This is a genomic window from Streptomyces nanhaiensis, assembly GCF_046614825.1.
GTDB classification, from domain to species: Bacteria; Actinomycetota; Actinomycetes; order Streptomycetales; family Streptomycetaceae; genus Streptomyces; species Streptomyces radiopugnans.
In genome coordinates this window covers 1-26,813 of the sequence record NZ_JBKJFM010000080.1, presented here as the reverse complement: position 1 = coordinate 26,813, position 26,813 = coordinate 1, and the positions used below count along the sequence as shown (strand labels likewise).

The window sequence follows — 26,813 nt, the reverse complement described above, 5'->3', positions numbered from 1 at the left end:
CGCCGGACGGGCGGGGCGGCGGCGGGAAGGGGACCTGAGACACTGGGGGGCGATGGACGCCGTAAGTGAGCCCTCCGCCCCTCGCGCGGCAGCGCGGCCCCGCCCCGGCCCGCACCGGGTCGGGGCCGAGATCGACCTGGCCGCGCTGCGCGCCAACGTCCGCGCCCTGCGCGAGCGCGCGGCCGGGGCCGAGCTGATGGCCGTGGTCAAGGCCGACGCGTACGGCCACGGCATGGCCCCCTGCGCACGCGCCGCACGGCAGGCGGGCGCGGGCTGGCTGGGTACGGCCACCCCCGAGGAGGCGCTGGCGCTGCGCGCCGCCGGGGACCGGGGCCGGCTGTTGTGCTGGCTGTGGACGCCCGGCGGGCCCTGGCGCGAGGCGATCGAGGCGGACGTCGACGTGTCGGCGAGCGGCCCGTGGGCGCTGCGGGAGATCACCGCCGCCGCCCGCGCCTGCGGCCGTACCGCCCGCGTCCATCTGAAGATCGACACCGGGCTGGGCCGGAACGGCTGCGGGCCCGCCGACTGGGAGGCGCTGACCGCCGCGGCCCGCGCCGCCGAGGCCGAGGGCACGGTGCGGGTCGCCGGGGTGTGGTCGCACTTCGCCTGCGCCGACGAGCCCGGCCACCCCTCCATCGCCGCCCAGCTCACCGTCTTCCGGGAGGCCCTGGCCACCGCGGCCCGCGCCGGGCTCGACCCGGAGGTGCGGCACATCGCCAACTCGCCCGCGACCCTCACCCTCCCCGAGGCGCACTTCGACCTGGTGCGCACCGGCGTGTCGGTCTACGGGCTCTCGCCCTCGCCCGAGGTCGGAGTGCCGGCGGACTTCGGACTGCGGCCGGTGATGACCCTGCGCGCCCGTCTCGCCCTGGTCAAGCGGGTGCCCGCCGGGCACGGGGTGAGCTACGGCCACCACTACACCACCCCCGGCGAGACGACCCTGGCCCTGGTCCCGGCCGGCTACGCCGACGGCGTCCCCCGGCATGCCTCGGGGAGCGGGCCGGTGCTGGTGGCGGGCAAGTGGCGGACGGTCGCCGGCCGGGTGGCCATGGACCAGTTCGTGGTGGACCTGGGCGGTGACGCGGCCGCGGAGGGCGACGAGGCGGTCCTGTTCGGGCCGGGCGACGCGGGCGAGCCGACGGCCGAGGACTGGGCGCGCGCGGTGGGCACCATCGGGTACGAGGTCGTGACCCGGATCGGCGCCCGGGTGCCGCGCGTCCACCTGAACGCGGAAGCATGACGCAGGCATGACGGACGCAGGGGGCAGGGGGTGGGCGCGCCGCGCCGGAGTGGCCGGCGCGGTGCTGGGACTGACCGCGGCCACGGTGGCCGCGGGAGTGGCCGTCGAGCGGCTGACCGTGCACCGGGCGGTGCGCCGCAGGGCGCGCCTGGCCCTGGACGCGACCGGTCCGTACGGCTCGCTGCGCGGCACCCCCGGCCGGGCCGTGGCCGACGACGGCACCGAGCTGTACTACGAGACCGACGAACCGGAGGGCGGAATACCCGAGGGCGCGCCCACGGTCGTCTTCAGCCACGGCTACTGCCTCGCCCAGGACGTCTGGCACTTCCAGCGCGCCGCCCTGCGCGGCACCGAGCCCACCGCGCCCCCCACCCCCGCCCTGCGCGCCGTCTACTGGGACCAGCGCGGCCACGGCCGCTCCGGGCGCGGACGGGCGGGCGAGACGGTCACCATCGACCGGCTCGGACGCGATCTGAAGGCGGTGCTCGACGCCGCCGTCCCCGCCGGACCGGTCGTCCTCGTCGGCCACTCGATGGGCGGGATGACGATGATGGCGCTCGCCCACCACCACCCCGGGTACGTCGCCGAGCGCGTCGCCGCGGTGGCCCTGCTGGGCACCTCGGCGGGCAACCTCACGGAGGTGACCTACGGGCTGCCCGCCGCCGGGGCCCGGGCGCTGCGGCGGATGGCGCCGGGGGTGCTCAGGACGCTGGCCGCGCGGGCCGATCTGGTGGAGCGGGGGCGGCGGGCGACCGCCGACCTCTTCACGGGACTGGTCAAGCGGTACTCGTTCGGCGCCCGCGACGTCGACCCGGGGGTGGCGCGCTTCGCGGAGCGGCTGATCGAGTCGGTACCGGTCGACGTCGTCGCCGACTTCTACCCCGCCTTCGCCGAGCACGACAAGACGGCCGCGCTGGCCGCCTTCGAGGAGGACCGGCCCGCGCTGATCCTCACCGGCGACCGCGATCTGCTCACCCCGCGCGAGCACAGCGAGGCGATGGCCGGGGCGCTGCCGCACGCGGACCTGGTGGTCGTGGAGGGGGCGGGGCACCTGGTGATGCTGGAGCACCCCGAGGCGGTCAACGACCGCCTGGCCGAGCTGCTGACGCGTACCATCCACACACATGGACACACCGCACCACCGGGCCGCGGGGGCCGCCCCCGGGGCCGTTCCGGAGAGCCGGCAGAACCCCCCGAGCCCTCGGGAGACCCGGAGCCCTCAGGAGACCCGGAGCCCCCGGGAGACCGGCGCTCCCCACAACTCCGGGCGGACCGCGAGGATCCGCGTCGCGACCCCTGACCGGATGCGGGAGCTGGGCCGGCGTCTGGCCCGGCTGCTGCTGCCCGGCGACCTCGTCCTGCTCACCGGCGAGCTGGGCGCGGGCAAGACCACCCTCACCCGCGGGCTGGGCGAGGGTCTGGACGTGCGCGGCGCGGTCACCTCGCCCACCTTCGTCATCGCCCGGGTCCACCCTTCGCTGGGCGACGGGCCCCCGCTGGTGCACGTGGACGCCTACCGGCTCGGCGGCGGCCTGGAGGAGATGGAGGATCTGGACCTCGACGCCTCGCTGCCGGAGTCGGTGGTGGTCGTGGAGTGGGGCGAGGGGAAGGTCGAGGAGCTCTCGGAGGACCGGCTGCACGTGGTCATCGAGCGCTCGGTGGGGTCGGAGGCGGCCGGCGGCGCCGGGAGCGGAGCGGGGGACGGCTCCGGGGAGGACGCGCGGACGGTGACGGTGACCGGCGTCGGCGGGCGCTGGGCGGGCCAGGACCTGTCCGTCCTCGCGGAGCCGGCGGAGAACGGGTAGGAGCCGGAGCCCGCACAACCGCACCCCGCACCCCGCACGGCACGCGGCGCGTACCGGGCCGGGACCCGTGTTCCGACACCGCGTCGGCAAGATGTTGCGCGCGGTGCCCCCGGCGTGTTCACATGGAGGCCGGAGAGGGTGGTTAGGCACGCCTTACCACTCCCGCCCCATGAGCCACGGGAGGACCCATGGAGGCCGAGGAACGAGAGCCCGGGACGACCGCCGAGGAAGCGCGCGCCGGTGCGTCCGGGCGCCCGCCGGGTGCCGGAGCGGTGCCGATGCGCGATCTGCTGGCCTCGTGCGCCGCGGCCGACGCGGTTTCCACACCGCCGGCCCCCGAGCGCCGTACCGCTCCCGAAGGGCGCCCGGACGACGAGGGCCCCCGGGCCGCCGAGGCGGCCTGAGGGCCCGTACGGGTGGCAGAGGGCTACGCGTGCCCCTTCCGCTCCCCCTGCCGCGGGCCGACACGTCGCGCCCAGGCCGGCAGCAGGAACCAGGCGCCCACGAACCACATGAACAGCGCGCCGACTATCCACCAGGCCAGGCCGTCGTGCAGCACCACACGCAGGATCAGCAGCAGGGCGCAGGTGACCGTGCACAGCAGCAGGATCAGCCCGGTGACGGTGAGGCGTGAGGCCCACTCCACCGTCTGGGGCTTCATCCGGTGCCCGGTGACGAAGCGGTGCAGTGCCACCGGGGCGATCAGGGTGCCGGTCGCGGCCGAGCCGAGGACGACGGTGACGACGTAGATGTTGCGGTCCACCGCCCCCAGATCGGTGAACCGCTCGGTGAAGGCGACGCTCAGCAGGAAGCCGAGCAGGATCTGAATGCCCATCTGGGCGACCCTGACCTCCTGCAGGAGTTCCGTCCACCGCCGGTCGGCCCGCTCCTTCTCGGTCTCCCGGTGCTCCTCCCGGGCCACCTGGCCGCCGCCGTCCCTGTCCGGTGCCATGTCCGTTCCCAGCGCCATCCCGCCGCCCCCTTCTCCGCCGGCTTTCCCCGGTTCCTGTCCGCTTGTTCACCATCTGTTCGAAAGCGGGGAGGGCAAACGTGGGCGGGGCTTCGGCGGGCCGGAGCCGGGGCACCCGGGACAGGGGGATTCGGGCTCGGGGCCCGGGGGCCATGGGCTCGGGGCCCGGGATTCAGGGCCCGGGATTCAGGGCTCGGGGCTCAGGGAACGACGACGACCTTCGTGCCCGCCGTGGCGAACCGCCACATCGCCTCGCCGTCCGCGGCCCTGGAGCGGATGCCGCCCGTGCCCTCCTTCGGCGGTCCCTCGGGCAGCGAGTCGTCCACGGCGGCGCTGAAGCCCACCACGACCCCCTCCACCTGAGTGAACAGCACCACATGGGCGACGGGCACCCCGTCGGAACCGGTGACGCGCTCGGTACGGCCGCCCTCGCTCACGGTGTACTCGCCCGGCAGCGGGTCCACCGCACCGGGGACGACGCGGTACGTCCGGGTGACCTGCTCGTTCGCGCCCACCAGCCAGACCCGGTCGCCGCGCAGGGAGTACACGACGCGCTCGCCGGCACCGGAGTCGGCCGGCAGCGCGGCCTCCTCCCGGTCTCCGGCCTTCTCGCGGTCCTCGCGGCCCTTCTCCGCGGCGCCGGGGGACGGGGAGGCCGACGCGGCGGCCCCGCGGTCGTCGGCGGGTCCGCGCCGGTCCTGGGCGGCGGACGCCTGGTAGGCCAGGAAGCCGACGGCGGCCAGTGCCGCCGCGGTCAGCCCGGCCACGAACGTACCCGCGCTGTTCCGTGCCACCGTCTCGCCCGCCTCCGGTACTCGCCGCTTTCCCCGCCGGTCCTCGGAGCCCTGGAAGACCGGTGTGATCGTAAGCCCGACGGTAGCAGTCGGTAGTGGACGCCGTGCCGCGGGCGGGCACCGGCGGTCCGCGGCGCGCCGTAGGCTGAGAGCGTGCTCCTGCTCGCTCTGGATACCGCAACCCCCGCCGTCACCGTCGCCCTGCACGACGGGACGAGGACCCTCGCAGCCGCCGACGAGGTGGACGCCCGCCGCCACGGCGAACTGCTGCTCCCGGCCGTCGACCGCGTCCTGGCCGAGGCGGGCGCCTCGCTCGGCGACGTGACCGGCATCGTCGTCGGCGTCGGCCCCGGCCCGTACACCGGCCTGCGGGTCGGCCTGATGACGGCGACGACCCTCGGAGCCGCCCGCGGCATCCCCGTCCACGGCCTGTGCACGCTGGACGGCATCGCCCACGCCGCCGGGGCGGCCGGAGCGGAGGGCCCCTTCGTCGTCGCCACCGACGCCCGCCGCAAGGAGGTGTACTGGGCGCGCTACGCCGACGCCCGCACCCGCCTCGGGGAACCGGCCGTGGACCGCCCGGCCGACATCGCCGAGCTGGTCGCCGGCGTTCCCGCGGCGGGCATGGGGGCCCGGCTGTACCCGGACACCTTCACCGGCGTACGCGACGACCTGCCCGAGCACGTCTCGGCGGCCGCGCTGGCGGCGCTTGCCGCCGAGCGCCTGGCGGCCGGCTCCGCCGGGGAGGCCGGGGGCTTCCTGCCGCCGCTTCCGCTCTACCTGCGGCGCCCGGACGCTAGGGTGCCCGCCAACTACAAGGTGGTCACACCCCGGTGACCGCCCCCGCCGAGCAGCCCGCCGAGCAGGCCCGCGAGCAGGTGGCCCTGCGCGAGATGCGCTGGTGGGACATCGAACCGGTGCTGGAGCTGGAACGGGAGCTGTTCCCGTACGACGCCTGGTCGCCCGCCCTGTTCTGGTCCGAACTCGCCCGCGCGCGCGGCCCGCACGCCACCCGCCGCTACCTCGTCGCCGAGAACGGCGAGGGCCGGGTCGTCGGCTACGGCGGACTCGCCGCCGCGGGCGGCACCGGGGACGTCCAGACCATCGCCGCCGCCCGCGACCACTGGGGCACCGGACTGGGCGCCCGGCTGCTCACCGCGCTGCTCACCGCCGCGACCGACTTCGAGTGCCGCGAGGTCATGCTGGAGGTCCGGGTGGACAACGACCGCGCCCGGCGCCTGTACGAGCGCTTCGGCTTCGAGGCCGTCGGCCTGCGCCGCGGCTACTACCAGCCCGGGAACGCGGACGCCCTCGTGATGCGCCGCCCGGCCGACCCCGCGCCGGACCCGGCACCCCACCCCGCACATGACCCCGCGACGGATCCCGCACCGGAACACCAAGGAACGACGACCCATGGCTGACGAACCCCTGGTCCTCGGCATCGAGACCTCCTGCGACGAGACCGGCGTGGGCATCGTGCGCGGGCACACGCTGCTCGCCGACGCGGTGGCCTCCAGCGTGGACGAGCACGCCCGGTACGGCGGGGTGGTGCCCGAGGTCGCCAGCCGCGCCCATCTGGAGGCGATGGTCCCCACCATCGAGCGCGCCCTGAAGGACGCCGGCGTCGCCGCGAGCGACCTGGACGGCATCGCCGTCACCGCCGGTCCCGGCCTGGCCGGCGCGCTGCTGGTGGGCGTCTCCGCGGCCAAGGCGTACGCGTACGCGCTGGGCAAGCCGCTGTACGGCGTCAACCACCTCGCCTCGCACATCTGCGTCGACCAGCTCGAACACGGCGCGCTGCCCGAGCCGACCATGGCGCTGCTGGTCTCCGGCGGCCACTCCTCGCTGCTGCTGTCGTCCGACATCACCTCCGACGTACGCCCGCTGGGCGCCACCATCGACGACGCGGCGGGCGAGGCGTTCGACAAGGTCGCCCGGGTGCTGAACCTCGGCTTCCCCGGCGGACCGGTCATCGACCGCTACGCCCGTGAGGGCGATCCGGAAGCCATCGCCTTCCCGCGCGGGCTGACCGGCCCGCGCGACGCGCCCTACGACTTCTCCTTCTCCGGCCTGAAGACCGCCGTCGCCCGCTGGATCGAGGCGAGGCGGAACGCGGGCGAGGAGGTGCCGGTCGCCGACGTCGCCGCGTCCTTCCAGGAGGCGGTCGTCGACGTGCTGACCCGCAAGGCCGTACGCGCCTGCCGGGACGAGGGTGTGGACCACCTGATGATCGGCGGCGGCGTCGCGGCCAACTCGCGGCTGCGCGCGATGGCCGAGGCGCGCTGCGAGGCGGCCGGGATCACCCTGCGGGTGCCGCGCCCGAAGCTGTGCACCGACAACGGCGCGATGGTCGCGGCCCTGGGCGCCGAGATGGTCTCCCGCGACCGGGCGCCCTCCGACTGGGACCTGTCGGCCGACTCCTCCCTGCCGGTCACCGAACCGCACGTACCGGGCGCCTCGCACACGCACGGCCACACGCACGGCCACGCGCACGACCATGTGCACGAGACGAGCGCGGAGAACCTCTACTCATGACCGTCGCGCTGATGTGGGAGGCCCGCGCGGCGGACGGCCGGGGGGCCGAGCTGCTGGAGTGGGTCCGCGCCCAGGCGCTCGGCCCCGCGCCCCTGCGCCGTGAGACGTTCACCGCCCCGGCCGACCGGGTCCTGGTCATCACCTGGTGGGACGCCCCGTACGACGCCGAGGTCCCGGAACTGCCCTCTCCGCCCGAGGAGTTGCTCCACCGCCCGGTCCACCGCTGGCGCTTCGAGAGCGCGGACGCGGACGGAGGCGCCCGGTGAGGGCTGACCCGCCCCCCGGCACCCGGCGGCGGACCGGGCGCGACCTCGGCGACTGCGCGCGGATGCTGCGGGAGGTCCACGAGCGCGACGGTTATCCGCTCAACTGGCCCGGCCACCGGGAGACATGGCTCACGCCGCCGTCGCTCGTCGCCTCGTGGGCCGCGGAACTCGACGGCCGCGTCGCCGGCCACACCGGTCTGTCCCGGAGCGGCCCGGGAGACGCGGCGCCCGGGCTGTGGAGCGCCCGTACGGGAGTGGGCGCCGATGCCGCCGCCGTGGTCAACAGGCTGTTCGTCGCCCCGTGGGCCCGCGGCCACGGGATCGGCGCGCTGCTGATCGCGCGGGCCGCCGCGGAGGCACGGGAGCGCCGTCTGCATCCGGTGCTCGACGTGGCGGCTTCCGACACCGCGGCGGCGGCTCTGTACGAGCGGCTCGGCCGGCGGCTGCCGGCGACGGTCGAACAGCGGTGGGGGCCGGAGCGGAAGGTGGCCGTCCGCTGCTGCGCGGCGGCCGCCTGACGGCGGCGCCACCACCCGCACCGGAGCCCCGGGAACGCGTGACCGTCACCCGTACGGGTGCTTCTCTCAGCGGACCGGGTGGCCCAGGAGCATCGCCGGGGCGCCCGCGACGCGGGTGAGGAAGACCGTGGCCGCGTTCGGGCCGGACGGCTTCACCTTCCGGCGCAGCTCCTCCGGTTCGACCGCCGAGCCGCGCTTCTTGACCGTCAGCGTCCCGACACCGCGCTCGCGCAGCAGCGCCTTCAGCCGCTTGAGGTTGAAGGGGAGGGTGTCGGTGATCTCGTACGCGGCCGCGTACGGCGTCGGGCGGTGCTCGTCGGAGGTGACGTAGGCGATGGTCGGGTCGATCAGGCGCCCGCCGACCAGCTCGGCCACCTCCGCGACCAGGTGCGCGCGGATCACCGCGCCGTCCGGCTCGTACAGGTAGCGGCCGACGGGGCCGGAGGGGGGATCCGGCAGGCCTGCGGAGTCCAGGGTTCGGGGGCCGGGCAGCAGGGTGGCGCGCACCCGGGACGCCCCGCGCGAGGCGGCGCCGAACCACAGCACGGCCTCCTTCACGTCCCCGCCGTCGGAGATCCACTCGGCCGCCGCGCCCTCCGGCACCGCCTCGTGCGGAATGCCGGGGGCCACCTTCAGCGCGGCGAGCGGGGCGCGCCGGGCGGCCTCCACCGCCCAGGACAGCGGCGGCGAGTACGCCTCGGGGTCGAAGATCCGGCCGCGTCCGCCGCGGCGGGCCGGATCGGCGAAGACGGCGTCGAAGCCGGACGTGTCCACCTCCGTCACGTCCGCGCAGCGCACCTCGATCAGGTCGGACAGGCCCAGCGCCCCGGCGTTGGCCCGGGCGACGGCGCAGGTCAGCGGGGAGCGGTCGACGGCCAGGACCTCGATCCCGGCGCGGGCGAGCGCGATGGCGTCGCCGCCGTTGCCGCAGCACAGGTCGGCCAGCCGCCGCGCCCCGAGGCCGGCGAAGCGCCCGGCGCGGTACGCGGCCACACTGGCGCGGGTGGCCTGCTCCACGCCGTCGGGGGTGAAGTACATCCGCGCCGCGTCCCCGGCCCCGAACTTCGCCACCGCCCGCTGCCGCAGCCGGGCCTGGGCGATGGCCGCCGAGACCAGTTCGGCCGGGTGGTCGCGGCGCAGCCTGGTGGCGACGGCCAGCTCCCGCCCGGGGTCGTAGGACCGCAGCTCCGCCAGCAGGGCCTGCCCCTCGTCGGTCAGCAGGCGGTGGAAGACGGAGACGGGGTCGCCGACGGCCGGGTTGGTGCTCACCGGCCCGTCACCGCGGTGCGCGGTACAACGTGGTCAGGTCGATGTCCATGGGGAAGGGCACCGGGAGGACGAGCTTGTCGCGGTGAATCCCGGTGGGGACGTATGTGCCGGTGGTGTCGTCAAGCTCGTAGACGTGCACGACTGGCTTGCGGTCTTCCTTCTCCACTCGCCAGAAGTGGCGGATACCGGCATGGGCGTACTTCAGCGGTTTGGTCTCGCGGTCCCGCACGGCCGACTCCTCGGAGACGATCTCGACGACGAGCACGACCTCCTCGGGGAGGTACGCGGTGCGTTCGTCATGTGGCGGACCGCTGACGACGAGGATGTCGGGCTCCGGGCGTTGGCGCTTCCCCAGCCGGATCGTCATCTCGAACTCGACCCACAGGTCGTGGGGGGCCGCGAGTTCTATGGCGTTGGACAGCCGCCGCATCACCTGGCCGTGGAACGAGGTCTGCGGGGACACCATCACGAGGGCTCCGTCGATCAGCTCGAAGCGCGGGGCGTCCGGCGGCAGCCGGTCCAGGTCGTCGGCGGTCCAGCCGCCGGGCGGCGGGTGGAACCAGTCGGGCAGGGGCTCTGCGGTCATCGGCGGTACTCCTTGACGGGCGGGCACCTGTGACGCGGTACGGGGTCAGCGTACCGGCGCACCGGCGCGCAACGCGCCGTGCGCTGGCACTCCGGTTGACTGAGTGCTAACGCCGTCATAGTCTCGGCATTGGCACTCCCCCATGGAGAGTGCCAACTCAAGCGACGGGCAGATCCGGCACCCGCGACGACGGATCTACCAGGTCGCCACCCCAGACATCCAAACCCCGCCGAGATCTCCGAAGGGGGAGGTCGGATCGTGACGACCGCCACCAGCTCCAAGGTTGCCATCAAGCCGCTCGAGGACCGCATCGTGGTCCAGCCGCTCGACGCCGAGCAGACCACGGCTTCCGGCCTGGTCATCCCGGACACCGCGAAGGAGAAGCCCCAGGAGGGCACCGTCCTCGCCGTCGGTCCGGGCCGCTTCGAGGACGGCAACCGCCTGCCGCTCGACGTGAAGGTCGGCGACATCGTGCTGTACAGCAAGTACGGCGGCACCGAGGTGAAGTACAACAACGAGGAGTACCTCGTCCTCTCGGCGCGCGACGTTCTCGCGATCATCGAGAAGTAAGCACCGCGAAGACTGCCTGTGATCCGCGCCCTGGTACCCGCGTCCGAGACGTCCGGGGCCGGGGCGCGGTTCCTTTGACGAGGATTCCGAGAGGACCCAAGCAACCATGGCGAAGATCCTGAAGTTCGACGAGGACGCCCGTCGCGCCCTCGAGCGCGGTGTCAACAAGCTCGCCGACACCGTGAAGGTGACGATCGGCCCCAAGGGCCGCAACGTCGTCATCGACAAGAAGTTCGGCGCCCCGACCATCACCAACGACGGTGTCACCATCGCCCGCGAGGTCGAGGTCGAGGACCCGTACGAGAACCTGGGCGCCCAGCTCGTCAAGGAGGTGGCGACCAAGACCAACGACATCGCGGGCGACGGCACCACCACCGCCACCGTGCTGGCCCAGGCGCTGGTCCGCGAGGGCCTGCGCAACGTCGCCGCCGGCGCCTCCCCGGCCGCCCTGAAGAAGGGCATCGACGCCGCGGTCAAGGCCGTCTCCGACGACCTGCTGGCCACCGCCCGCCCGATCGACGAGAAGTCCGACATCGCCGCCGTGGCCGCGCTGTCCGCCCAGGACAAGCAGGTCGGCGAGCTGATCGCCGAGGCGATGGACAAGGTCGGCAAGGACGGCGTCATCACCGTCGAGGAGTCCAACACCTTCGGTCTGGAGCTGGACTTCACCGAGGGCATGGCCTTCGACAAGGGCTACCTGTCGCCCTACATGGTCACCGACCAGGAGCGCATGGAGGCCGTCCTCGACGACCCCTACATCCTGATCCACCAGGGCAAGATCTCCGCCATCGCGGACCTGCTGCCCCTGCTGGAGAAGATCATCCAGACCAACAGCTCCAAGCCGCTGCTGATCATCGCCGAGGACGTCGAGGGCGAGGCCCTGTCGACCCTGGTGGTCAACAAGATCCGCGGCACCTTCAACGCGGTGGCCGTCAAGGCCCCGGGCTTCGGCGACCGCCGCAAGGCGATGCTCGGCGACATGGCGACGCTGACCGGCGCCACCGTCATCGCCGAGGAGGTCGGCCTCAAGCTCGACCAGGCCGGTCTGGACGTGCTGGGCACCGCCCGCCGCGTGACCGTCACCAAGGACGACACCACCATCGTCGACGGCGGCGGCAAGGCCGAGGACGTGCAGGGCCGCGTCGCGCAGATCAAGGCCGAGATCGAGACCACCGACTCCGACTGGGACCGCGAGAAGCTCCAGGAGCGCCTCGCGAAGCTGGCCGGCGGTGTGTGCGTGATCCGCGTGGGCGCGGCCACCGAGGTCGAGCTCAAGGAGAAGAAGCACCGTCTGGAGGACGCCATCTCCGCGACCCGCGCCGCGGTCGAGGAGGGCATCGTCTCCGGCGGCGGCTCCGCGCTGGTCCACGCCTCCAAGGTGCTGGAGGGCGGCCTGGGCAAGGACGGCGACGAGGCCACCGGTGTCGCGGTCGTCCGCCGGTCCCTGGTCGAGCCGATGCGCTGGATCGCCGAGAACGCCGGCCTGGAGGGCTACGTCATCACCTCCAAGGTCGCCGACATGGAGAAGGGCCACGGCTTCAACGCCGCGACCGGCGAGTACGTCGACCTGGTCAAGGCCGGCGTCATCGACCCGGTCAAGGTCACCCGCTCCGCCCTGGAGAACGCCGCCTCCATCGCGTCGCTGCTGCTGACGACCGAGACCCTGGTCGTCGAGAAGCCGGCCGAGGAGGAGCCGGAGGCCGCCGGCCACGGTCACGGCCACGCCCACTGAGGCACGGGCCACCGCGGTACGTCCCGCCGGCACGACGAGGCCCGGCTCCCCACACGGGGGCCGGGCCTCGTCGCGTCCCCGCGCGCAGGCGGGGAGAGGGGAAGGGGGGAGGGGGAACGAGGCGGACGGGACGGACGGGGGCGCCGTAAGAGCGGCGGTGCGTCCGTCACCTCGGGCTGAAGCGCCCGGTGGTGGAGGAGGCGCGCGAGACCAGGCCGCGCGGCGCCAGCCGGGCCAGGCCCAGCAGCGCCTTGTAGCGCGGGTCCGGGACGGACAGCGTCTTGCCCCTGGCCAGGTCGTCCAGGGCCGCGTCCACCACCCGGTCGGCGTTCAGCCACATCCAGCCCGGCACGCTCTCCGCCGACATCCCCGCGCGCCGGTGGAACTCGGTGCGCACGAAACCCGGGCACAGCGCCATCAGCCGCACCCCCGTCGGCCCCAGGTCCCGCGCCGCGCCCTGGGTGAACTGCACGACCCACGCCTTGGACGCGCCGTAGGTGCCGCGCGGCACGAAGGCCGCCACCGAGGCCACGTTGACGATGCCGCCGCGGCCCCGCTCGCGCATGCTCTCCGCGGCGGCCGAGGTCAGCCGCAGCACGGCCTCGCAGTGCACCTTGAGCATGCGCAGCTCGTCCGCCATCGGCACCTCCAGATAGCGGCCCCTGTTGCCGAAACCGGCGTTGTTGACCAGCAGGTCCACCGGGTGCTTCCGGTCGCCGAGCCGCTCCTCGACCGCCTCGATGCCCTCGTCGGTGGCCAGGTCGGCGGTGATTATGGACGCCTCGACGCCGTGCCGGTCGTGCAGTTCGGTGGCGTGCCGCCGCAGCCTCTCGGTGTCCCGGGCGACCAGCACCACGTTGTGCCCGTCGCGTGCCAGCCGCCGGGCGAAGGCGGCGCCGATCCCGGCCGTGGCCCCTGTGATCAGTGCAGTCGTCATACGGGCACGCTATCCGGCCGGGGCCGGCGTGCCGCGTTCCGGATGCGTCAGCAGGCGTACTTCGCGGTGTACTCCAGCGCCTCCTCCAGGGCGGCGGCGGCCAGGGCGTCCCCGGCGTCCAGGACGCGGGGCAGCAGTGACCGCTCGGTGGTCAGGGCACGGAAGAGGAGGGCGACGGTCACCTCGTGGTCCGGCCGGTGCAGGACCTCGATCCGGTCCCCGGCGCGGATCTCGCCGGGCTCGGCCACCCGCAGGTACGCCCCCGGCGCGGCGGCCCGGGTGAACGCCTTCATCCACCCCGCCCCCCGCTCCGTCGGCAGGACGCCCATCTCCCCCAGCCGGCCGGCGAAGGTGCGGCAGGGGGTGCGCGCGCAGGAGACCTCCAGCACCGCGTCCGGCCCGATCCGCCAGCGCTCGCCGATCAGCGCCCCGCTGACGTCGGCGCCGGCGGTGGTGAGGTTCTCGCCGAAGACCCCGTTGGGCAGTTCGCGGCCGAGGACCTCCTCCCAGCCGTCCAGGTCCTCCCGGGCGAAGGCGTACACCGCCTGGTCGTCGCCGCCGTGGAAGAGCGGGTCGCCGATGAGGTCCCCGGCGAGTCCGCTGCCGCCGCCGGAGCCGGGGGCGGCCACGGCGACCGGGCCGTCGGCCGGGCGCTTGTCGATGCCGGTGAGGCCGCCCGGGGCGCTGGTGTAGCCGACGGAGCGCGGACGGGCGAGGTTCACGGAGAGAAGCCGCATGCCGCGCAGACTAGAAGGACGCCCGCGAGGGCGCGAACGGCCCCCGGGGCCCCTCGCCGGGGGCGCTTATGGTGGGGGAGTGATCGAGGCACGCCATCTCCGTGTGCTGCGCGCGGTGGCCCGCACCGGTTCGCTCTCGGCCGCCGCCCGCGCGCTGGGCTTCACACAGCCCGCCGTCAGCCAGCAGATGAAGGCCCTGGAGCAGACCGTGGGCACCCCGCTGCTGGTGCGCGCCGGCCGCGAGACGCGGCTCACCGAGGCCGGCGAGGCGCTGGTCCGGCACGCGGCGGGCATCCTGGCCGGGCTGGCCGCCGCGGAGGAGGAGGTGGCCGCCATCGCCGGACTGCGGGCGGGCCGGGTCCGGCTGGTGTCCTTCCCCAGCGCCAGCTCCGCGATCGTGCCCGCGGCCGTCGCCGCGATGCGCGCGGAGCATCCAGGGGCCCGGGTGTCGCTGGTCGAGGCGCAGCCGCCGCGTTCGGTGGAGGCGCTCCGCGAGGGCGAGTGCGACATCGCCCTCGCCTACCGCTACCCGGACGCCGCCGGGCCGGTGCAGAGCGATCCGGAGTGGGACGACCTGGTGGTGCGGCCGCTGCTGACCGAGCGGCTGGTGGTCCTGGTACCGGAGGACCACCGTCTGGCGCGGGCGGCGGAGGCGGGGGAGGAGGTGGGGCTCGCGGAGCTGGCCCGGGAGCCCTGGATCGCGGGCTGCCCGCGCTGCCGCGGCCATCTGGTGCAGGTGTGCGAGAGCGCGGGCTTCACGCCGCGGATCGACTTCGCCACCGACGACTACCCGGCCGTGGTGGGGCTGGTGGGGGCGGGCCTGGGCGTGGCCGTGCTGCCGGGACTGGCGGTGGAGTCGGTGCGGCCCCGGGGCGTGCGGACGGTGGGCATCAGCCCGGAGGTGCGGCGCGAGGTGGCGGCGCTGACGCTGCCGGACCTCGCCCGGGTGCCTGCGGTCGCCGCCATGCTCGACCGGCTGTCGGACGCGGCCCGCCGCTGACGCGGGCCGCGTCCGGCACCCGGCGCGTCCGGCGTCCGGGGGCGCGGCGGGGCGCCGGGTGAGTGGCCGAAGGACGCGCGGGGAGCGGCCCTACGCACCGGCCGCGCCGACCAGCCTGGTGCGGGCCCGGCCCATGAGCTCCTCGCGCTCGTCCTCGGTCAGCCCGCCCCACACCCCGTACGGCTCACGCACGGTGAGCGCGTGGGCGGCGCACTCCGCCCGGACCGGGCAGCGCATGCACACCTCCTTGGCGGACGCCTCGCGTGCGCTGCGGGCCGCTCCGCGCTCCCCTTCGGGGTGGAAGAACAGCGAGCTGTCGACTCCTCGACAGGCGGCCAGCAGCTGCCAGTCCCACAGATCGGCGTTGGGACCCGGAAGGCGGGAGAAATCTGCCATGGCTTGTCCTCTCGAAGCGAACTGATGCTGGTGAACCAGTCGAGAACAGTCACGACCGTACATCCACGGTATGAGTAGATGTAAATATGCATCTTCGAGATTTTCGGGACATACGCGAGTAATAAAAAGAAAACCCGCCAAACAGGGCAAATGACGACACGGCTGTTGATCTGCGCGGGATACCCCCTCCGTGTCGGCCCCATCACGTAGGGTGTTGAAAGCGGGCGCCGAAGACCGTAACTCTTTCGGGTGACCGTCGTTGAGTGTGCGGAGGCGGTTGACGCAGACAAGTGCCGGACGGATGTCCGGGGCGGTCAACCGCACAGGTGACGATTCGTACCAGCCCTGGAGGCCTAAGGTGATGCGCATGAGCTGCGGAGGGCGATCATGACTTCCGTCCTCGTCTGCGACGACTCCCCGCTTGCCCGAGAGGCGCTGCGCCGCGCGGTCGCGACCGTGCCCGGCGTGGAACGTGTGACGACGGCCGCCAACGGCGAGGAAGTCCTCCGCCGCTGGGGTGCCGACCGATCAGACCTCATCCTCATGGACGTCCGGATGCCCGGCCTGGGCGGCGTCGAGACCGTACGGCGCCTGCTGTCGGCCGACCCCGGTGCCCGCATCATCATGCTGACCGTGGCGGAGGACCTGGACGGCGTCGCGCTCGCCGTCGCCGCCGGCGCCCGCGGCTACCTGCACAAGGACGCCTCGCGCGCCGAACTGCGGGCCACGGTCACCCAGGCGCTGGCCGACCCCACCTGGCGGCTCGCGCCGCGGCGGCTGCGCTCGGCCGAGATGGGCGCCGCGCCGACGCTCACGGCCCGCGAGATCCAGGTGCTGGAGGGCATGAGCCACGGCCGCTCCAACGCCGAGATCGGACGCGAGCTGTTCCTGTCCGAGGACACGGTGAAGACCCATGCGCGACGGCTGTTCAAGAAGCTCGGCGCCTCCGACCGCGCGCACGCCGTGGCGCTCGGATTCCGCTGGGGCCTCGTCCGCTAGCCCCGGCGGGGGCGGCCCCGCCCCCGGTCCGTCCGCCGGTCCGGCGTCCGGCCGGACCGCGGACACCCGACGGCGCCGGAGCGGTGGAGCCGGCCGCGCTCCCCGCCCGCGGCCGGCCGTACGCGCCGTGCGCACCGCACCGCACCGCGCGCCGTACGTGTCCGTGTGCCGTGGGTCCGGAAGGGGCCCCGCGGGCCCCGGAGCACCGGGAGGCGGGGCCTTCCGGAGACGGTCCGGTGCCGTAATCTCCGGTGTGCCGCATCCTGGATGTATGGAGTTCCTCGGGGACGTGACGGCCAGGCGTGAGGGGAGGGCGCGGGACGTGACAGCGAGTGCCCCTGCCCATAACGCTTCAGTGCACAACCACGGACGGGGTGCGGCGGAACGGCCGGGCCGGGTGCACCATGGACCGATGCGTGACGACGAGACGCCATCCCCGGCCGACGGCCGCGGCGAGATCGGTGCCCTCGTCCAGCGTGCGGTGGAGGGCGACGAGCGCGCCACCCACGACCTCCTCGCCCGCGTCCACCCCCTCGCCCTGCGCTACTGCAGGACCCGGCTGACCCGGCTGCCCGGGGACGCCCGGCACTTCGTGGACGACCTGGCCCAGGAGGTCTGCCTGGCGGTGCTGTGCGCACTGCCGCGCTACCGCGACACCGGCAAGCCCTTCGAGGCGTTCGTGGTCGCCATCGCCCAGCACAAGGTCGCCGACCTCCAGCGGGCCGCCATGCGCGGACCGGGCAGCACGGCGGTTCCCTCGGACGAGATGCCCGAGCGGCCCGACGACTCGCTCGGCCCGGAGGAGCGGGCCCTGCTGAGCAGCGACGCGGAGTGGGCGAGGAAGCTGCTGGCCAACCTCCCCGAGCACCAGCGCGAACTGGTGCTGCTGCGGGTGGCGGTCGGGCTCACCGCCGAGGAGACCGGGCAGATGCTCGGAATGTCCCCGGGGGCCGTACGCGTTGCCCAGCATCGAGCCCTGTCGCGGCTGCGCGCTCTCGCGGAGCAGTGATCCGGGGCCGTTCACGGCCATCCGGCGAGCGGTCCGGCGGCGATCCCGCCGGCGGACCCGCGGGCGGTACGGCGCCCCTTCCGGGCCCGTTAGCATGGACGTCCGCGCCGGGCAAGAGTATTGGGGAAGGTGCCATGGAAGGCGTCATGACGGACAACGTCGGCAGTGCGGGCAGCGCCGGCAGTGCTGACGGGGTTCCCGCGAAGTTCGCCGCACTCGGGCTGACCTACGACGACGTGCTGCTGCTGCCGGGCGAGTCGGACATGGCCCCGCAGGACATCGACACCTCCTCGTATGTCTCGCGCAACGTCAGGGTGAACATCCCGCTGATCTCCGCGGCGATGGACAAGGTCACCGAGGCCCGCATGGCGATCGCCATGGCCCGGCAGGGCGGCGTCGGCGTACTGCACCGCAACCTGTCGATCGAGGACCAGGCCGACCAGGTCGACCAGGTCAAGCGGTCGGAGTCCGGCATGGTCACCGACCCGATCACCATCCGCCCCGACGCCACGCTGCGCGAGGCCGACGAGCTGTGCGGCCGCTTCCGCATCAGCGGTGTGCCGGTCACCGACGCCTCCGGCAAGCTGCTGGGCATCGTCACCAACCGCGACATGGCCTTCGAGACCGACCGCAGCCGCGAGGTCCGCGAGGTGATGACGCCGATGCCGCTGGTCACCGGCAAGGTGGGCATCTCGCGCGCGGACGCCATGGAGCTGCTGCGCCGCCACAAGATCGAGAAGCTGCCGCTGGTCGACGACGAGGGCGTGCTCAAGGGCCTGATCACCGTCAAGGACTTCGTCAAGGCGGAGAAGTACCCCAACGCCGCCAAGGACTCCGAGGGCCGTCTCATCGTCGGCGCGGCGGTCGGCGTGGCCGGCGACGCCTTCGAGCGGGCCCAGGCGCTGATCGAGGCGGGCGCCGACTTCATCGTCGTGGACACCGCGCACGGCCACTCGAAGCTGGTCGGCGAGATGGTCGCCAAGATCAAGTCCAACTCCTCGGTCGACGTGGTCGGCGGCAACGTCGCCACCCGCGACGGGGCCCGGGCGCTGATCGACTCCGGCGCCGACGGCGTCAAGGTCGGTGTCGGACCGGGCTCGATCTGCACCACCCGCGTCGTCGCGGGCATCGGCGTCCCGCAGGTCACCGCGATCTACGAGGCCGCGCTCGCCGCGCGGGAGAGCGGCGTCCCGGTCATCGGCGACGGCGGGCTGCAGTACAGCGGCGACATCGCCAAGGCCCTGGTCGCCGGAGCCGACACCGTGATGCTCGGCAGTCTGCTGGCGGGCTGCGAGGAGTCGCCGGGCGAGCTGCTGTTCATCAACGGCAAGCAGTTCAAGTCCTACCGCGGCATGGGCTCGCTGGGCGCGATGCAGTCGCGCGGCCAGGCCAAGTCCTACTCCAAGGACCGCTACTTCCAGGAGACGGTCGCCGCCGACGACAAGCTCGTCCCCGAGGGCGTCGAGGGCCAGGTCCCCTACCGCGGCCCGCTGGGCGCGGTGGTGCACCAGCTCGTCGGCGGCCTGCGGCAGTCGATGTTCTACGTCGGCGGCCGGACGGTGCCGGAGATGAAGGCCAGGGGCCGCTTCGTGCGCATCACCGCGGCCGGGCTCAAGGAGAGCCACCCGCACGACGTCCAGATGACGACCGAGGCGCCGAACTACTCCCGGCGCTGAGACGGACCGGTGCCCCGGTGCGCGCCCCCGGTGTCCCGCTCGGGGATACTGGGGGCGTAGACCGTAGGAAGGGCACAGCACGTGACTGAGATCGAGATCGGCCGCGGCAAGCGCGGGAGGCGGGCGTACGCCTTCGACGACATCGCGGTGGTGCCCAGCCGCCGCACGCGGGACCCGAAGGAGGTCTCGATCGCCTGGCAGATCGACGCCTACCGCTTCGAGCTGCCGTTCCTGGCCGCCCCGATGGACTCGGTCGTCTCGCCGCGCACCGCGATCCGCATCGGCGAGCTGGGCGGCCTGGGGGTGCTCAACCTCGAAGGCCTGTGGACGCGTTACGAGGACCCCGAGCCGTTGCTCCACGAGATCGCCGAGCTGGAGGACGCCGCGGCCACCCGCCGGCTCCAGGAGATCTACTCCGCCCCTATCAAGGAGGAGCTGATCGGGCGGCGGATCAAGGAGGTGCGCGACTCCGGCGTGGTGACGGCCGCCGCGCTGTCGCCGCAGCGCACCGCGCAGTTCTCCAAGGCGGTCGTGGACGCGGGCGTGGACATCTTCGTCATCCGCGGCACCACCGTCTCCGCCGAGCACGTCTCCTCGGCGGCCGAGCCGCTCAACCTCAAGCAGTTCATCTACGAGCTCGACGTCCCCGTCATCGTCGGCGGCTGCGCCACGTACACCGCCGCGCTGCACCTGATGCGCACCGGTGCGGCCGGCGTGCTCGTCGGCTTCGGCGGCGGCGCCGCGCACACCACCCGCAACGTGCTGGGCATCCAGGTGCCGATGGCCACCGCCGTCGCCGACGTGGCGGCGGCCCGCCGCGACTACCTCGACGAGTCCGGCGGCCGGTACGTCCACGTCATCGCCGACGGCGGCGTGGGCTGGTCCGGCGACCTGCCCAAGGCCATCGCCTGCGGCGCGGACGCGGTGATGATGGGCTCCCCGCTGGCCCGTGCCACCGACGCGCCCGGCCACGGGCACCACTGGGGCATGGAGGCAGTCCACGAGGACGTGCCGCGCGGCAGGCGCGTCAACCTCGGCACGGTCGGCACCACCGAGGAGATCCTGCTCGGCCCCTCGCACAGCCCCGAGGGCCACATGAACTTCTTCGGCGCCCTGCGCCGGGCCATGGCCACCACGGGCTACTCGGAGCTCAAGGAGTTCCAGCGGGTGGAGGTCACGGTCTCCCGCTGAGCGCGGGCGCCCGCGGGGCGGAAGCCGTACGACGACGAGGGGCGGGGCCCGGTGGTGCGTCACCGGGCCCCGCCCCTTTTACGTACGGGTTTTACGTACGGGCGCGCCGGGCGCTCGCCTCACAGCCGGTGGGCCGCCCCCGTGGGGCTGGCGCCGCGGGTGTCGAGCAGGAGCTGGGCCTTGGCCGACAGGCTCTGCAGGTCGTAGACGCGGTGGTGCTGGAGGAGCAGGGTGAGGTCGGCCTCGGCGGCGGCCTCGTAGAGGGAGTCGGCGCGCGGGACGGGGCGGCCCGCCACCCGCCACTGCGGCACGTGCGGGTCGTGGTAGCCGATCTGCGCGCCCAGCTCCATCAGCCGCAGGGCGATCTCGGGGGCGGGGGAGCCGGTCCGGTCGGCGAGGTCGGGCTTGTAGGTGACGCCCAGCAGCAGGACGCGCGCGCCGCGGGCCGACTTTCCGTGCTCGTTGAGCAGGGTCGCCGCGCGCTGGGCCACGTAGCGCGGCATCCGGGCGTTGGCCTCCTGGGCCACCTCGACCAGGCGCAGCGGATAGCCCGGGGTGCGCCCGCCGCGGTCCAGGCAGGCGGGGTCGACGGGGACGCCGTGGCCGCCCACGCCCGGTCCCGGCCGGAAGGCGTGGAAGCCGAACGGCTTGGTCTCCGCGCAGCGGATCACGTCCCACAGGTCCACGCCGAGGTCGTGGCAGAGCACGGCCATCTCGTTGACCAGGGCGATGTTCACATGCCGGAAGTTGGTCTCCAGGACCGCCGTCGTCTCGGCCTCGCGCAGGCCGCGGGCCCGCACCACCTTCTCGACCAGCCGCCCGTAGAAGGCGGCGGCGGCCTCCGTGCAGGCCGGGGTCAGTCCGCCGATCACCCGCGGGGTGTTGGAGTAGCCGTGGGAGCGGTTGCCGGGGTCGAGGCGGGAGGGGGCGCAGGCGAGGTGGAAGTCGTGTCCGGCCCGCAGGCCCGAGGCCTTCTCCAGCAGCGGGGCGACGTACTCCTCGGTGCCGCCGGGGTGGACGGCGGACTCCACCACGACCGTGGTCCGCGGGCGCAGCCGCTCGCCGAGGGTGAGCGCCGCCGCCCGTACCGCGCCCAGGTCCGGGGCGCGGCCCTCGCCCTGCGGGGTGGGGGCGCAGATCAGGGCGGTGCGGACCCGGCCCAGCACGGAGGGGTCCGAGGTGGCGCGGAAGCCGGCCGAGGCCATCCGGCGCACCTCGGCCGCCGACAGCCCGCCGTCCGCCGGAGGGCGCCCCGAGCCCAGCTCGCGCACGGCGTTCTCGTCGGGGTCGTAGCCGATGGTGCGGATACCGGCGGCCGTGGCGGCCTGGGCCGCGGGAAGACCCAGACGACCCAGACCGAGGACGGCGAGATCTGCGGGCATGAGGCGGCGTCCCTTCCCCTGTCGACGGACTCTTGGGGCTGGCTGGCTTGTAGGGCGATGTCAGGTTAAGCGCATATATGACAGATATGGTGGATTGCGTGCGGAGCGGTGTCCGCCCGGTTCGAAGTCGTGCGATCGGCGGACGAACGGGTAGGTGCCAGGGCGGGTACGGACAGGCGTACGGACGTGCAAACGACCGGGGCGTCGGCATATCAGGGAGGCAGTGGTGAGGACAGCGGCACTGGGACCGGCCGAGCGGGCCGAGGCGCTCGCCCGCATGTCGGAGCGCGAGCTGGACATACTGGTCGTCGGCGGCGGGGTGGTCGGCGCCGGCACCGTCCTGGACGCGGTGACCCGCGGCCTGTCGACGGGCATCGTCGAGGCGCGCGACTGGGCATCGGGCACATCCAGCCGCTCCAGCAAGCTCATCCACGGCGGGCTGCGCTATCTGGAGATGCTGGACTTCACGCTGGTGCGCGAGGCGCTCAAGGAGCGCGGGCTGCTGCTCCAGCGGATCGCCCCCCATCTGGTCAGGCCCGTCCCCTTCCTCTACCCGCTGCGGCGCCGGGGCTGGGAGCGGCTGTACGCGGGCTCCGGCGTGGCGCTGTACGACGTGCTCGCCACGGCCTCCGGACGCAGCCGCGGCCTGCCCCACCACCGGCACCTGACGCGCCGCCAGGCCCTGCGGGTGGCGCCCGCCCTGCGCAAGGACGCGCTGGTGGGAGCCCTGCAGTACTACGACGCGCAGATGGACGACGCCCGCTACGTCGCCGCCCTGGTGCGCACCGCCGCCGCCTACGGCGCCCACGCCGCCAACCGGGCCCGCGTGGTGGGCTTCCTGCGCGAGGGCGAGCGGGTGGTCGGCGCCCGGGTGCAGGACCTGGAGCAGGGCGGCGAGTACGAGATCCGGGCCAAGCAGGTCGTCAACGCCACCGGCGTGTGGACCGACGACACCCAGCGGCTGACCGCCGAGCGCGGCCAGTTCCACGTACGCGCCTCCAAGGGCATCCACCTGGTGGTGCCCCGCGACCGCATCCACTCCACCACCGGACTGATCCTGCGCACCGAGAAGAGCGTGCTGTTCGTCATCCCCTGGGGCCGGCACTGGATCATCGGCACCACCGACACCGACTGGGACCTGGACAAGGCCCACCCGGCGGCCTCCAGCGCCGACATCGACTACCTGCTCGACCACGTCAACTCGGTACTGGCCGTGCCGCTCACGCGCGACGACGTGGAGGGCGTGTACGCCGGGCTCCGCCCGTTGCTGGCCGGGGAGTCGGACGCCACCAGCAAGCTCTCGCGCGAGCACACCGTCGCCCACCCGGTGCCGGGCCTGGTGGTCGTCGCGGGCGGCAAGTACACGACGTACCGGGTGATGGCCAAGGACGCGGTCGACGAGGCCGTCCACGGGCTCGACCACCGTGTCGCCGAGTGCACCACGGAGGAGGTGCCGCTGGTCGGCGCCGAGGGCTACCACGCGATGTGGAACGCCCGCGCCCGCATCGCCGCCCGCACCGGACTGCACGTGGCACGCGTGGAGCACCTGCTGGGCCGTTACGGCTCGCTGACCGACGAGGTGCTGGAGCTGATCGCCGCCGACCCGAGCCTGGGCGAGCCGCTGCCGTGCGCGGACGACTACCTCAGGGCGGAGGTGGTGTACGCCTGCACGCACGAGGGCGCGCGCCACCTGGACGACGTCCTCACCCGCCGCACCCGCATCTCCATCGAGACCTTCGACCGCGGCACGCGCAGCGCGCGGGAGTGCGCCGAGCTGATGGCGCCGGTGCTCGGCTGGGACGCCGGCCAGGTCGACCGCGAGGTGGAGCACTACGAGAAGCGGGTCGAGGCCGAGCGCGAGTCCCAGCTCCAGCCCGACGACCAGACCGCCGACGCCGCACGTCTGGGCGCGCCGGACATCGTGCCGCTCCAGCCGCTGTGACGCCCCGGCGTACGTGACGGACCGTCACCGTCCTTCTCCGCGCGGCCGGTACGCGGCCGGTGCCCGCCCGCCGCGCGGGCGTGCCGGCCGCGTCGCGGGTGCCGGGGCGTCAGCCCCGGTCCCGCGCACCGCCGTTCCGGTTGTGTGTCCCCGGCCGAGTGCACCGCGGTCCGCCCCGTGGGGGAGAATGGGGCCACTGCTGGGGCGGGCTGAGTGTGAGGGGACGCATGAGCGACGTGGACGGCCGCGGCAAGAAGGCCGGACGGCTGCTGGGCGGGCGTTACCGGCTGGGCGACGTCCTGGGCCGCGGCGGAATGGGCACCGTGTGGCGGGCCGAGGACGAGGTCCTGGGCCGCACCGTCGCGGTGAAGGAGCTGCGCTTCCCCTCCAGCATCGACGAGGAGGAGAAGCGCCGGCTGGTCACCCGCACACTGCGCGAGGCGAAGGCCATCGCGCGCATCCGCAGCAGCAGCGCGGTCACCGTCTACGACGTGGTCGACGAGGACGACCGCCCCTGGATCGTCATGGAGCTGATCGACGGCCGCTCCCTGGCCGACGTACTGCGCGAGGACGGCCCGCTGGAGCCGCGGCGGGCGGCCGAGGTGGGTCTGGCGATCCTCGACGTGCTGCGCGCCGCGCACCGCGAGGGCATCCTGCACCGCGACGTGAAGCCCTCCAACGTCCTGATCGCCGACGAGGACGGCCGGGTCGTCCTCACCGACTTCGGCATCGCCCAGATCGAGGGCGACCCCTCCCTCACCTCCACCGGCATGCTGGTCGGCGCGCCCTCCTACATAGCGCCGGAGCGGGCGCGCGGCCAGCGCCCCGGCCCGCCGTCCGACCTGTGGTCGCTGGGCGGGCTGCTGTACGCGGCGGTGGAGGGCCACCCGCCGTACGACAAGGGGTCGGCGATCGCCACCCTGACCGCGGTGATGACCGAGCCGCTGGAGCCACCGAAGCGCGCCGGGGCCCTGGACGCGGTCATCCACGGCCTGCTGGACAAGGACCCGGACAAGCGGCTGGACGAGCCGGGCGCGCGGGCGCTGCTGGAGCGCGCGGCCCGCGGGCCGCAGGCCGCGGCAGCGGAGACCCAGGAGCCGGAGGGCACCCGTACGACCGTGCTCCCGGTGGCCGCAGCCGGAGAGTCCGGAGCGGACGGTACCTCCGGCGCGGCCGGCACGGGCGGTACGTCCGGTGCCTCCGGCACGGGCGGTGAGCGGCTGCGGGAGGCGCTGCGGTCCGTACGCGCCGCCGCGGCCGCCGCCTCGGCCGGGCGCGGCGCGGAGGAGGAGTCCGGGGACGGGGCCGGCGGGAAGGGCGGCGGGACGGCCGGCGGCGCCGCCGCGGCGACCACCGCGGTCCCCGCCCGGGTGGCCCGTGCGGCGCGCATGGCACGGCAGCCCGCCGGGCTCGCGGTGGTCGCCGTCGTCGTGCTGGCCCTGCTCGGCACCGTCCTGGCCGTCGCGTTCGCCGGGGGCGACGAGGGCGGCGGCGAGCGGGCCGGTTCCGGGCGGTCCGCGGCCCCGACCGCCGGGCAGGACGGCAGCGGGGACGGGCAGGACGGCGGAGGGGGCGACGGCGGATCCGGCAAGCCCTCCGCCGAGCCGTCCGCCGAACCCTCCGCGGAGCCGTCCGGCAAGGACGGCCGCGAGGAGGAGGAAGGCGGCGAGGACGGCGGCAAGGGCGGACAGGGCGGCGAGGGGCTGCCCGAGGGCTACGAGACGGTCACCGACGACCGCTTCCACTTCTCGATGGCCATGCCCGAGGGGTACGAGCGAGCCGGGATAGCGGGCCGCAACTCCGGCGGCAAGTACGCCCCGCGCGGCGGCGGCTACCCCAAGGTCCAGGTCGACTTCAACGGCAGCCCCGGGGACAGCGCGGCGGGCGCCTGGCGCTCCCTGGAACCCGCCGTGCGCGGCAGCAGCACCGGCTACTCCCTGATCGCCATCAAGCCCGTGGAGTGGCGGGGCTACCCGACCGTCGCGGACTGGACGTTCGAGCGCGTGGAGAGCGGGAAGCGGGTGCGCGTCCTCAACCGCGGCTTCCGGGTGGACGACACCCACGGCTACGCCATCATGATCACCTGTGAGGCGGGCAAGTGGGACGGCGAGGAGTGCCGCACGGTGCGGGAGACCGCGTTCCGGACGTTCCGCCCCCGGGACTGAGACGGACAACCGGCCGACGGGCGACGCGAAGCCGCTCCGGCACGTATCGTGATAGTACGCAGACCCTGTGCTTCCGCGATCCCGCCGGTGGGAACGGGTCTTGACGGACCGTAGGGCATCACGCCGTGTGGGGAGGGCGCCGTGGACGAGTACTCGGGTCGGCTGCTGGCCGAGCGGTACCGCTTGCCGCGTCCGCCGTCGGACGAGTACGAGCTGGTCGAGTCCCGCGCGTACGACACCGCCAGCGGACAGGAGGTTCTGGTCCGCCAGGTGCCCCTGCCCGAGGTCGTCGAGGCCGAGTTCGTCGGCGGGGGCGGCTACGGGCACGACCGCACCGGCCGCGCCACGCGGCGCCCGGCCGATCCCGCCGTGCGGCGCGCGGTGGAGGCGGCGCTGGCCGCCTCCCGGATACCCGACCACCCGCGGCTCGACCAGGTCTTCGACGTCTTCGTCGAGGGCGACGGGCTGTGGATCGTCAGCGAACTGGTCGCGGCCCGGCCACTGGCCGCCGTGCTCGCCGAGCGCCCGCTGAGCCCCCACCGGGCGGCCGAACTGGCCGCCGACCTGCTCACCGCCCTGCGCGCGGTCCACGCGCAGGGCTGGGTCCACCGCAACATCACCCCCCGCACCGTCCTCGTCTGCGACGACGGCCGCGCCGTGCTCACCGGGCTGGCCGCCGGCGCGGCGGAGGAGGCGCTGTGCGGGTACGACCCCCTTCCGGCACCGCCGAGCGTGCTGCCGCGCGGCCATGTGGAGGGCTTCGCGGACGGGGGTGCGGACGGGCACGCGGACGACGCGACCGCGGCCCCGCGGGGCGAGGACGGCGGCGTCCCCGGCCTGCCGCCCGGCTACCGGGGGGCGGACCAGGGCCCGGCGGCGGGCGGTGTGCCCCGCCAGCTGGCCGGTCCCGGCGCCGACGAGGGCCAGGGGGCGGGGGAGTACGAGGCGCACGGCCACTTCGCGCCCCACGGCCGCGGCGGGCAGCCCGGGCAGGGCGGCCCGGCCGCCGAACGCGCCGCGCGCAGCGGCGCCATCGCCGCGTACCGGGCCGGGACGCGCGCCGCCGCCGCGCGGGCCGAGGTCGAGGCGCGCAG

At 74.4% G+C, this 26,813-nt stretch carries 27 protein-coding genes; 19 read left to right on the top strand and 8 right to left on the bottom strand.

Translation table 11 applies throughout. The features are described from left to right. The first annotated feature begins 52 nt into the window (after positions 1 to 52). The 4 genes from alr (at position 53) to ACLIYP_RS18115 (ending at position 3,449) form a co-directional block, all read left to right on the top strand. A complete protein-coding gene (gene alr, locus ACLIYP_RS18130; protein WP_412714177.1) occupies positions 53 to 1,240 on the top strand; it encodes an alanine racemase in 1,188 nt (395 codons plus the stop codon). A gap of 7 nt (positions 1,241 to 1,247) precedes the next feature. Beyond that, positions 1,248 to 2,540 (top strand): alpha/beta fold hydrolase, encoded by a 1,293-nt coding sequence (locus ACLIYP_RS18125; protein ID WP_412714176.1) that lies wholly within the window; start codon positions 1,248 to 1,250, stop codon positions 2,538 to 2,540. 4 nt (positions 2,541 to 2,544) lie between these two features. Next, entirely contained in the window at positions 2,545 to 3,045 is a 501-nt protein-coding gene (gene tsaE / locus ACLIYP_RS18120; protein WP_412714175.1) for a tRNA (adenosine(37)-N6)-threonylcarbamoyltransferase complex ATPase subunit type 1 TsaE, read from the top strand. Positions 3,046 to 3,233: 188 nt separating this feature from the next. Further along, positions 3,234 to 3,449, top strand: a complete 216-nt coding sequence (locus ACLIYP_RS18115) for a hypothetical protein (RefSeq protein ID WP_412714174.1) — start codon at positions 3,234 to 3,236, stop codon at positions 3,447 to 3,449. 23 nt (positions 3,450 to 3,472) lie between these two features. Here ACLIYP_RS18115 and ACLIYP_RS18110 read toward each other — a convergent pair whose 3' ends face one another. Together ACLIYP_RS18110 and ACLIYP_RS18105 are read right to left on the bottom strand one after the other, a co-directional pair. Further along, positions 3,473 to 3,997, bottom strand: a complete 525-nt coding sequence (locus ACLIYP_RS18110; protein ID WP_412714173.1) for a DUF6328 family protein — start codon at positions 3,995 to 3,997, stop codon at positions 3,473 to 3,475. 218 nt (positions 3,998 to 4,215) lie between these two features. Beyond that, a complete protein-coding gene (locus ACLIYP_RS18105) occupies positions 4,216 to 4,809 on the bottom strand; it encodes a hypothetical protein (RefSeq protein ID WP_412714172.1) in 594 nt (197 codons plus the stop codon). A gap of 153 nt (positions 4,810 to 4,962) precedes the next feature. Between ACLIYP_RS18105 and tsaB the strand changes: the two genes are divergently transcribed. The 5 genes from tsaB (at position 4,963) to ACLIYP_RS18080 (ending at position 8,128) form a co-directional block, all read left to right on the top strand. Beyond that, positions 4,963 to 5,646, top strand: a complete 684-nt coding sequence (gene tsaB / locus ACLIYP_RS18100; RefSeq protein WP_412714171.1) for a tRNA (adenosine(37)-N6)-threonylcarbamoyltransferase complex dimerization subunit type 1 TsaB — start codon at positions 4,963 to 4,965, stop codon at positions 5,644 to 5,646. A 56-nt stretch (positions 5,647 to 5,702) separates the two neighbouring features. Beyond that, the gene (rimI, locus tag ACLIYP_RS18095; protein WP_412714179.1) at positions 5,703 to 6,230 is read left to right on the top strand and encodes a ribosomal protein S18-alanine N-acetyltransferase; all 528 of its coding nucleotides are present in this window, start codon (positions 5,703 to 5,705) and stop codon (positions 6,228 to 6,230) included. Further along, on the top strand, positions 6,223 to 7,344 hold the full coding sequence (gene tsaD, locus ACLIYP_RS18090) for a tRNA (adenosine(37)-N6)-threonylcarbamoyltransferase complex transferase subunit TsaD (RefSeq protein WP_412714170.1): 1,122 nt from the start codon (positions 6,223 to 6,225) through the stop codon (positions 7,342 to 7,344). The genes rimI and tsaD overlap by 8 nt, the downstream gene beginning before the upstream one ends. Beyond that, positions 7,341 to 7,610, top strand: coding sequence for a hypothetical protein (locus tag ACLIYP_RS18085; protein ID WP_412714169.1), 270 nt, complete (start codon positions 7,341 to 7,343; stop codon positions 7,608 to 7,610). The genes tsaD and ACLIYP_RS18085 overlap by 4 nt, the downstream gene beginning before the upstream one ends. Positions 7,611 to 7,672: 62 nt before the next feature. Next, the gene (locus tag ACLIYP_RS18080) at positions 7,673 to 8,128 is read left to right on the top strand and encodes a GNAT family N-acetyltransferase (protein ID WP_412714178.1); all 456 of its coding nucleotides are present in this window, start codon (positions 7,673 to 7,675) and stop codon (positions 8,126 to 8,128) included. A 66-nt stretch (positions 8,129 to 8,194) separates the two neighbouring features. Here the strand turns inward: ACLIYP_RS18080 and ACLIYP_RS18075 are convergent, their stop codons facing one another. Continuing rightward, complete coding sequence (locus ACLIYP_RS18075; RefSeq protein WP_412714168.1) at positions 8,195 to 9,397, bottom strand: class I SAM-dependent methyltransferase; 1,203 nt, start codon at positions 9,395 to 9,397, stop codon at positions 8,195 to 8,197. Positions 9,398 to 9,404: 7 nt separating this feature from the next. Next, complete coding sequence (locus ACLIYP_RS18070) at positions 9,405 to 9,983, bottom strand: Uma2 family endonuclease (protein WP_412714167.1); 579 nt, start codon at positions 9,981 to 9,983, stop codon at positions 9,405 to 9,407. 258 nt (positions 9,984 to 10,241) lie between these two features. On the opposite strand from ACLIYP_RS18070, the gene groES reads away from it, so the two are divergent. Continuing rightward, positions 10,242 to 10,553 (top strand): co-chaperone GroES, encoded by a 312-nt coding sequence (gene groES / locus ACLIYP_RS18065; RefSeq protein WP_093660681.1) that lies wholly within the window; start codon positions 10,242 to 10,244, stop codon positions 10,551 to 10,553. A 106-nt stretch (positions 10,554 to 10,659) separates the two neighbouring features. Continuing rightward, positions 10,660 to 12,285, top strand: coding sequence for a chaperonin GroEL (gene groL, locus ACLIYP_RS18060; RefSeq protein ID WP_412714166.1), 1,626 nt, complete (start codon positions 10,660 to 10,662; stop codon positions 12,283 to 12,285). Positions 12,286 to 12,451: 166 nt separating this feature from the next. Here groL and ACLIYP_RS18055 read toward each other — a convergent pair whose 3' ends face one another. After that, complete coding sequence (locus ACLIYP_RS18055) at positions 12,452 to 13,222, bottom strand: SDR family NAD(P)-dependent oxidoreductase (protein ID WP_410537069.1); 771 nt, start codon at positions 13,220 to 13,222, stop codon at positions 12,452 to 12,454. 47 nt (positions 13,223 to 13,269) lie between these two features. After that, complete coding sequence (locus ACLIYP_RS18050) at positions 13,270 to 13,959, bottom strand: MOSC domain-containing protein (RefSeq protein WP_412714165.1); 690 nt, start codon at positions 13,957 to 13,959, stop codon at positions 13,270 to 13,272. A gap of 79 nt (positions 13,960 to 14,038) precedes the next feature. Between ACLIYP_RS18050 and ACLIYP_RS18045 the strand changes: the two genes are divergently transcribed. Then, positions 14,039 to 14,959, top strand: a complete 921-nt coding sequence (locus ACLIYP_RS18045; RefSeq protein ID WP_412714164.1) for a LysR family transcriptional regulator — start codon at positions 14,039 to 14,041, stop codon at positions 14,957 to 14,959. A gap of 90 nt (positions 14,960 to 15,049) precedes the next feature. Here the strand turns inward: ACLIYP_RS18045 and ACLIYP_RS18040 are convergent, their stop codons facing one another. After that, entirely contained in the window at positions 15,050 to 15,355 is a 306-nt protein-coding gene (locus ACLIYP_RS18040) for a WhiB family transcriptional regulator (protein WP_093660691.1), read from the bottom strand. Positions 15,356 to 15,742: 387 nt separating this feature from the next. On the opposite strand from ACLIYP_RS18040, the gene ACLIYP_RS18035 reads away from it, so the two are divergent. The 4 genes from ACLIYP_RS18035 (at position 15,743) to ACLIYP_RS18020 (ending at position 20,230) form a co-directional block, all read left to right on the top strand. Beyond that, positions 15,743 to 16,354: a response regulator transcription factor gene (locus ACLIYP_RS18035; RefSeq protein ID WP_003948568.1), complete on the top strand. Its 612-nt coding sequence runs from the start codon at positions 15,743 to 15,745 to the stop codon at positions 16,352 to 16,354. A gap of 412 nt (positions 16,355 to 16,766) precedes the next feature. Further along, positions 16,767 to 17,363, top strand: coding sequence for a sigma-70 family RNA polymerase sigma factor (locus ACLIYP_RS18030; RefSeq protein WP_394635060.1), 597 nt, complete (start codon positions 16,767 to 16,769; stop codon positions 17,361 to 17,363). Positions 17,364 to 17,509: 146 nt separating this feature from the next. Beyond that, positions 17,510 to 19,039, top strand: coding sequence for an IMP dehydrogenase (gene guaB / locus ACLIYP_RS18025; RefSeq protein WP_412714163.1), 1,530 nt, complete (start codon positions 17,510 to 17,512; stop codon positions 19,037 to 19,039). Positions 19,040 to 19,120: 81 nt separating this feature from the next. After that, positions 19,121 to 20,230, top strand: coding sequence for a GuaB3 family IMP dehydrogenase-related protein (locus tag ACLIYP_RS18020; protein WP_412714162.1), 1,110 nt, complete (start codon positions 19,121 to 19,123; stop codon positions 20,228 to 20,230). Between the two features lie 119 nt (positions 20,231 to 20,349). Here the strand turns inward: ACLIYP_RS18020 and ACLIYP_RS18015 are convergent, their stop codons facing one another. After that, the gene (locus tag ACLIYP_RS18015; RefSeq protein ID WP_412714161.1) at positions 20,350 to 21,612 is read right to left on the bottom strand and encodes a nucleotide sugar dehydrogenase; all 1,263 of its coding nucleotides are present in this window, start codon (positions 21,610 to 21,612) and stop codon (positions 20,350 to 20,352) included. A 226-nt stretch (positions 21,613 to 21,838) separates the two neighbouring features. Here ACLIYP_RS18015 and ACLIYP_RS18010 point away from each other — a divergent pair, with 226 nt between their 5' ends. The 3 genes from ACLIYP_RS18010 to ACLIYP_RS18000 all read left to right on the top strand — a co-directional run. Further along, positions 21,839 to 23,554 (top strand): glycerol-3-phosphate dehydrogenase/oxidase, encoded by a 1,716-nt coding sequence (locus tag ACLIYP_RS18010; RefSeq protein ID WP_412714160.1) that lies wholly within the window; start codon positions 21,839 to 21,841, stop codon positions 23,552 to 23,554. 227 nt (positions 23,555 to 23,781) lie between these two features. Next, positions 23,782 to 25,719 carry a serine/threonine-protein kinase gene (locus ACLIYP_RS18005; protein ID WP_412714159.1) on the top strand — a complete coding sequence of 646 codons (1,938 nt, stop codon included), beginning with the start codon at positions 23,782 to 23,784 and terminating at the stop codon, positions 25,717 to 25,719. A 141-nt stretch (positions 25,720 to 25,860) separates the two neighbouring features. Continuing rightward, positions 25,861 to 26,813 (top strand): protein kinase (locus ACLIYP_RS18000; protein WP_412714158.1); only part of this gene is annotated, 953 nt, incomplete at its 3' end.